Annotated in this window: 4 protein-coding genes; 2 read left to right on the plus strand and 2 right to left on the minus strand. The window is 38.7% G+C overall.

The window, feature by feature from the left end; translation table 11 throughout:
* Nucleotides 1-2,025 carry a thioredoxin domain-containing protein gene (locus tag EA341_RS08970; protein WP_293013132.1) on the minus strand — a complete coding sequence of 675 codons (2,025 nt, stop codon included), beginning with the start codon at nt 2,023-2,025 and terminating at the stop codon, nt 1-3.
* Nucleotides 2,026-2,118: 93 nt separating this feature from the next.
* Nucleotides 2,119-3,105 (minus strand): GSCFA domain-containing protein, encoded by a 987-nt coding sequence (locus EA341_RS08975; protein ID WP_293013135.1) that lies wholly within the window; start codon nt 3,103-3,105, stop codon nt 2,119-2,121.
* Between the two features lie 93 nt (nt 3,106-3,198).
* Between EA341_RS08975 and gldC the strand changes: the two genes are divergently transcribed.
* Both gldC and EA341_RS08985 read left to right on the plus strand, forming a co-directional pair.
* Nucleotides 3,199-3,540 carry a gliding motility protein GldC gene (gldC, locus tag EA341_RS08980; RefSeq protein ID WP_293013138.1) on the plus strand — a complete coding sequence of 114 codons (342 nt, stop codon included), beginning with the start codon at nt 3,199-3,201 and terminating at the stop codon, nt 3,538-3,540.
* A 530-nt stretch (nt 3,541-4,070) separates the two neighbouring features.
* The gene (locus EA341_RS08985; RefSeq protein ID WP_293013140.1) at nt 4,071-6,944 is read left to right on the plus strand and encodes a TonB-dependent receptor; all 2,874 of its coding nucleotides are present in this window, start codon (nt 4,071-4,073) and stop codon (nt 6,942-6,944) included.
* Nucleotides 6,945-7,015 lie beyond the last annotated feature (71 nt).

Below are 7,015 nucleotides of genomic sequence, written 5' to 3' on the forward strand. Positions count from 1 at the left end.
TTAACTTAAATCAGGGATTTGTTTTATGGCGTCAGAAACCGAAGATACAGGTTGCTGACAAGCTTTGTTAACACAAACGTAAATTAAAGCATTTCCTTCTTTGTCTGCACGTTTTTGAAATAGAAGCGGTATATTTTCATTGACACTTTCTGACGCAGCTACCACAATTCCAGTATGTACTTGACTCTGCAATGCCCTAGCTTTATCTAGAGCTCCTTTTCCAACAATGGCAATTTCAGCTTTTGGCAATAAGGCAGAAAGGTATAAAGATGCCCAATTACATAAAAACCCTGGCTCCTGGACGATCAGCTTTCTGATTGCACCCAACATTTTTTGCGAGATTTCAGCATATGGATCATGGTAATAAAAAAGGGATAAATCCTGAAGGTTTTTGGCCATCATAGAATTGGATGCGGGAATGACATTGTCAAATAGTTCTTTCTTGTTGGCAATAAGTTTTTCTGCTCGGGGATTATTGAAAAAGAAAAATCCATCCTCTTTATCATAAAAATCATCTATTACCTTATCCGTCAAAGCCTTAGCATGATTCAACCATTTCACCTCAAATGTAGCTTGATAAAGGTCTATACATGCTCTGATCAGGGCAGCATAATCTTCTAAAAATGAAGGTGTGTAAGCTTTCCCATTTTTGTAAGAGCGGTATAACTGTCCGCTATCATGCATTTTCCGCAAAATAAATTCACCATTTTTCACAGCAAGGGAAAGTGCCTCAGGACAAGCTCCACTCAGGTATGCTTTTACCAATCCTGAAATCATCAAACCATTCCAACCACTTAGGATTTTATCGTCTAGTCCAGGGTAAATCCTTTGATTGCGAACTGTCAAAAGCTTTGTTTTGAGCTTGTTTAATCTTTCTATATATGCATTTTTAGTCAATCCCTCCTCAGAGGAAAGTTCATCATATGCTTTGGTTTGAAACAGTATATTGACTCCCTCCTCCCAATTGCCTGGATATTTCAAATTATAAAGCTTTCTCAACCAATCCATGTCTTCTCCAACATGGCTTTCAAGTTCCTTGTAGGTCCAGGTATAAAACTTCCCTTCTACCCCTTCTGAATCCGCATCTTGAGCAGCATAAAACCCTCCCTCTTCATGAAGCATTTCATGTTTGAGCCAAGCGACTGTTTCTACAACTTTTTCCTTGAAAAAATCATCTCCTGTAATTGCAAAAGCACTTGCATACAATTCCAACAATTGCCCATTGTCATAGAGCATTTTTTCAAAATGTGGTGCAAACCACTCGCCGTCAACAGCATATCGGGCAAAACCACCACGCAGATGATCATAAATCCCTCCCATCCCCATTTTCTCCAAGGTAAAGAATACCTTGTGCAGGAGCGTGTCATCTCTTTTAACTTGTGCGTATTCCAATAAGAAAGACCAGATGGCAGGCATTGGAAATTTGGGTTTGCGGTTCATTCCTCCCCATTCAGGATCAAACTGATCTTCCAGCTTTTTCACAATGAGTTCCAATTCCAACTTTGAAAGTTGGAGCTCATCATGCGCCAAACCATATTTGTCAAACTCTGAGGTTTGGAGACTTTTACCAAAACCTTCCGCACTTTCCATCAGTTGCTCAAAGTGCTTTTCATATGCCTCCCCAATATTTTGAAGCAGAGCTTTCCATTGTTTATTAGGGAAGTATGTGCCGCCATAAAAAGGCCTTTGATCGGGCATCAAAAAAACGTTCAGTGGCCATCCTCCCTGCAGCCCCATTGCCTGAATCGCATCCATATATATATTATCCAGGTCAGGTCTTTCTTCCCTATCAATTTTAATGCATACAAAATACTGATTCATGATACCAGCAGTAGCCTCATCCTCGAAAGACTCTTTTTCCATCACATGACACCAGTGGCAAGCAGAATAACCAATACTAACAATGATTGGCTTGTTTTCCTTTTTAGATTTCTGCAATGCTTCTTCTCCCCAGGGAAACCAATCCACAGGATTATTGGCATGTTGAAGCAAATAGGGAGACTGGGCGTTTTTAAGTCTATTCATAATAATCTATAAAGGCTATCTATAATGGAATATTCTCAAAAGCCTGGCAAACCTGATGACAGCCAATTTAAAGTACTACATCAGGCAAGAAAATTATTTCCCTCTATACTGCAGTTGTTTTCTGAGTGCATCCAACTCTTTAGAAAAATCATAATCCCTACTATATCGTTCCAATTTCTTTTGAAGGTTATCCAAAAACTTCATGTGAGCAGGACTATCAGGATTAAACGCTTTGTGTGCCAAGTCCCTCTTTATCCCTTCAAACTCCTGAATAAGTGGGTAAGAAGACGGATCAATCCAGGATTTTTTGAATTTCTCCCAGATAAAATCCTCAGCTTGGGAATTGGGATGGATCAAATCGTCCTTATAAAACCTGTAATCCCTAAGTTCATCCACCATAATTTCATAGCTGGGGAAATATTTGATAAAATCATAGGTCTCAGTCAAATCGTGTGCAGCTAACCTTAAGATAGACTTACTAAGCTGATTTTCAGGGATACCATCTTTTACATGTCTCACGGGGCTAAGAGTAAGAAGTACTTGGACATCAGGATTGACTTGCCTCAGGATATTGAAAAATCCACTAAACGCCTTCTGAATCTCATCAGGGTGAAGCAGTCTTTTTTCAAAGTTTTTGGCTGCTTGCTTATGGCAATTTGCCACCACCTGACCTGTCCCCAGATGTTCATACACCCAAGCCGTACCAAAGGTCAGGAAAATATGAGTCGCTGATTCCAAAACCTGCTTGGTAAGCTGCTGTTTTTTATGAATCAGACGTTCCAAAGAGTCCTGACTGTAAGCCACTACATCTGAATGCATACCATAGTGCAAATGAAGGCCATCTCGCACCAGCATAGCTTTCGCATTGATGGGCATTTCGAGAATTGAGTCTTCCATCAATTGCGCCAAAGCAATGGGATTAAAGATGGTTCCAAAAGGATTGTTCAGCACTTGAAATTTACGTTCAGAAAGCTTTTCTGAAATCATAGATGAAAAACAGGAACCTATAGAAAATACAGAAGATTGGTGATTAATTTTAACTTCCCCTTCAGGGATATCAAACGAAGTAGTCCATTGCATGGCTTAAAAATAGAAATAAAGGAATTGAAGTCCCGAATAAATAGCGACAAAATTTTTTTTTCATAGTTTTGCGGTCGAATTAAAAATGCACCGATGAAAAATTCTGAAATAAAATTCAACATCCAACTGGATGAAAAAAATTTACCGAAGACCATTAAATGGGATGCTTCAGACAAGGAAAGTGAAGGAATGGAGGACACCAAGAGCATCAGCCTGAATGTTTGGGACAGTGTCAACCACAGTACCTTACGCATTGACCTTTGGACTGAGGAAATGTCTGTAGTAGAAATGAAACGTTTCTATATAGATGTTCTAGGAGGAATGGCGCAGACTATCCTCAACAGTACAGGAGACGAATACATGTCAGAAGAAATTAAAGAGCTTTGCGACAGACTCGTAAGACATGTAAATGCAGAAAATCAAAAGAAAAGCTAATCTGATCATTTAAAATTTATTTGTCAGAAAATAAAAGAGAACATAGCCATTTAAAATTCGCATTCGTTTTGACAAGGTATTCTGAAATTTATTTGTCTTCCGATGGTGTTCAGTCAAGCCTTTAGGAACGCTTCGATTTAAATAGCATGTCTTTATTTATTTTTGGCACCACTTCCAAAGGCATCTTTAGTCAAGTTAAAAAAACCTGTTTCCAAAAAGAACGGGTTTTTTTGCCCTTAATTCTTTCAAATAATTGAGCTTTTTTAGACTTCAATTTTTTTTATAAAAGTTTAATGAAATTGAAATAATGCGGTTTTGATTTTAAATATATAATGGATTTTTTAAGATTATTTCAATGTTTCCCCTTGAGAATGAATTGATTTCCAAAATAATTTATTTTGGAGTTGAAAGATTCACGAAATTATTTTTCTGTATATCTATTGATAATTAGGAAATTCATCTAAATTTCACACTAATTAACAAGTTATAATTGCTTTTAAGCAATATTCAACATTAACCCATTGTAGCTTATGCAAAATTTTACAAAAAGTAATTGGCTTTCAGTTTTATTGCTGTTCGCCTTGGTTTCCTTCAGTACTGGGCAAGTGTATGCTCAGACTACTTCTATTTCAGGAACTGTGATAGAAGAAGGAAGCAACGAAACCCTTATCGGTGTGAACATCTTGGTAAAAGGAAGGGTAATAGGAACGGTAACTGACCTACGAGGTAACTTCAACCTAAGGGTAAATCAAGCACCACCCCTTACTTTAGTTTTTTCTATGATTGGTTTTGCACCCAAAGAAATTGAAATTACTGATGCCAATGTGAGCAACCTTAGGGTAACCTTGGCAGAGCAATCAATGCTTGGTCAAGAAGTTGTGGTTTCTGCATCTAGAGTAGAAGAAAGTATCCTTCAATCTCCCGTATCGATTGAGAAAATGGATATTTTAGCTATTCGTGATACCCCTGCAGACAACTATTATAAAGGTATTGCTAACCTTAAAGGTGTGGATGTGACCTCATCATCCATCAACTTCCAAATCATCAATGCCCGTGGATTCAATTCCACAGGTAATACAAGGTTTGTGCAGTTAACAGACGGAATGGATACGCAGGCACCTGCACTCAACTTTCCAATAGGTAACTTAAATGGTCCATCTGAGCTTGATGTGGAATCAGTGGAGTTTATTCCTGGTGCAGCTTCAGCCCTATATGGTCCCAATGCTTTTAATGGTATTCTTTTGGTGAACAGTAAGAGTCCTTTTGAATACCAAGGTCTAAGTGCCTTCTACAAGCAAGGCGTCAACCATGTGAATGGCAGACCAGGAGAACCTCAAAGTGCTCAGCCTATGTATGAAGGGTCAATCAGATATGCCAAAGCATTCAACAACAAAATCGCCTTTAAATTAAATGCTTCTTACATGGAGGCCATTGACTGGCATGGTACTGATCAAACAGATCTTGCAAGAGAAAATCAAGGCAATCTTGATTTCAACCCAGGTGCAAATAGAGTTCACGTGTTTGGAGATGAAGTTGCTAATAACCTTGGTCTGTTAAGAAATGTAGCTGCTTTACAGCAAGCATTTGGTCCAGCCGTAAATAGTCTACCAGACCAAATAGTATCTAGAACGGGTTATGATGAAAGAGAACTGGTTGATTATAATGCTAGAAACCTTAAACTAAATGGTGCCCTTCACTACAGGGTAACAGATAATTCAGAGCTATCTTATACTGTTAATTACGGTGCGGGTACATCGGTCTACACGGGCGCTCAAAGATATTCTTTGGCCAATTTCTCGATTATCCAGCACAAACTTGAACTTAAAGCGGATAATTACTTCCTAAGAGCCTATACAACTATTGAGAATTCTGGTGATTCTTTTATAGCTGATTTAACAGGTGTCGCAATCAATGACAGATGGAAATCCAACAGCGATTGGTTTGGTCAGTATGCCGGAGCATACCTGACAAACTTATTACAAGGACAGGGAGTAGCTCCAGGTCAAATGGGAACACCAGAACAGCAGGCTGCTGCTCATAGATTTGCAAGAGGTGTGGCAGACACTGGAAGAATAATGCCTGGGACTCCTGAATTTGATGCCGCTGCGAGGGCCGTAAGAGGGGAAGTAATTCCTCAAGGATCTTTGTTTGACGATAGGTCTAGGATGAATATGTTGGAAGGTCAATATGATTTCAAAAATGAAATTGACTTTATGGACCTTCAAGTTGGAGGCTCTTACAGGGTATATGACTTAAGATCCAATGGGACAATTTTTGCAGATACTGAAGGAAACGATATCACCATACAGGAAATCGGTGCATTTGCCCAAGGTGCAAAAAGATTCATAGATGATAAATTGAAAATTACAGGTTCCCTTAGGTATGACAAGAATGAGAATTTTAAGGGACAATTTAACCCAAGACTTTCGGGTGTATTTACAGAAGGGAATAACAACTTCAGGGTATCTTATCAAACAGGTTTCAGAAATCCTACTACCCAAGGACAGCACATTGACCTCAACGTAGTTTCTGCAAGATTAATTGGTGGATTACCATTCTACAGGGAAAAATACAATATTTTCGAAAACTCCTTTTCTTTAGCTTCTGTGAACAATTATGTAGCAGCAGTTGGAGGTGGACTTTCTCCAGTAGATCCAAGGGCAACTGGTTTGCTTGAGAGAGTTGAATCTCTCCCAGAGCTTAAGCCTGAAAGAGTGCAGTCTTTTGAAGTTGGGTATAAGAGTTTGATAGCGGACAACAGGTTGTTGATAGATGCAGCTTATTATTATAATATCTATAATGATTTCATCACACAAACAGCTGTAAGAAGAGCTCCAGGACCGGTTTTCCCAGGTGCGATGCCAAATACAGACCAAGGTGCTTTAAATGCTATTAATGCTCCTACCCTTTTGACTCCTATCACTACTCCCGGAATGGAAAATACATTCCAGACTTACACAAACATTGTAGATGAAGAGATAAGAGCTCATGGTGCTGCAATTGGCCTTACCTATAGCCTTCCAAGCAATTTTACGCTTAGTGGTAATTATAACTTTAATAGGTTGATATCTAATATTGGAGATGATTTCTTAAACGATTTCAACACGCCAGAGCATAAGACAAATATTACATTTGCAAACAGAAAAGTAACAGATAAATTGGGATTTGGTGTTACCTATAGGTATCAAAGTGCATTCCGTTGGGAATCTACATTTGCAGCTGGTGACGTTCCTGAAATACACAACTTCGATGCTCAGGTAAGCTACAGATTGAAGGACTTAAAGTCAATCCTTAAGTTGGGTGGATCAAACCTTTTCAATCAGAGGTACATCCAGAACTTCGGTGGACCAACGATTGGTGCGATTTATTACATCTCCATCACATTTGATGAATTGTTAAACTAATATTCCCAAATCTTATGAGCATATTTAAAAATTACAAATATATAGTACTCGCGGCCTTAGTGGCTTCTTGT

It is taken from the genome of Mongoliibacter sp., assembly GCF_007692705.1.
Lineage (GTDB): Bacteria > Bacteroidota > Bacteroidia > Cytophagales > Cyclobacteriaceae > Mongoliibacter.